Raw genomic sequence first — 529 nt, forward strand, 5'->3', positions numbered from 1 at the left:
AGAAATCACCCAAGAGGGATTGTATGTTAATCAGCACTCTGCCTGGCAACAGAAATTATTAGCCGGTTTAGAGGAGAAGATAGCAGCAGAAAATACTCAGATGATGAATACAAAATAATCTTAGGGAGATACTTGAATGAAAAAGAAAAATTTTAATATTGAGACACAAGTAGAGATCGAACAGTTTCTATATGATGTTTCAGAAGCCTGTGATAACCAAGATTGGGATCGATATCTTGATTATTATAGTGAGAATGTCACTTTTCATATTCCGCAGTGGTTAGATGAGCATCGTTATACTACTGATCCTAAGCGAGAGATGTCACTGATGTATTATGCAAATAGAGGCGGATTAGAAGATCGAGTTTTTCGTATTAGAACAGGAAAATCAGCGGCCTCAACACCGATGCCTCGGACATCGCATATACTCAACAATATTCGTTATCATCAAGAAGATGATCTCTATAAGGTAAAGGTCAATTGGGTGACGCATTATTACCGATTTGGTGTTGCAGGAATCTTTTTTGGT

The 529-nt window shown here is 37.4% G+C and carries 1 protein-coding gene; it reads left to right on the forward strand.

Annotated elements, in window-relative coordinates; translation table 11 throughout:
* Positions 1–136: 136 nt before the first annotated feature.
* On the forward strand, positions 137–529 hold a 393-nt coding region (locus tag FK268_RS26205; RefSeq protein WP_146437910.1), incomplete at its 3' end, for an aromatic-ring-hydroxylating dioxygenase subunit beta.

Origin of the sequence: Tsukamurella sputi, assembly GCF_007858445.1 — a bacterium.
GTDB lineage: Bacteria > Actinomycetota > Actinomycetes > Mycobacteriales > Mycobacteriaceae > Tsukamurella > Tsukamurella sputi.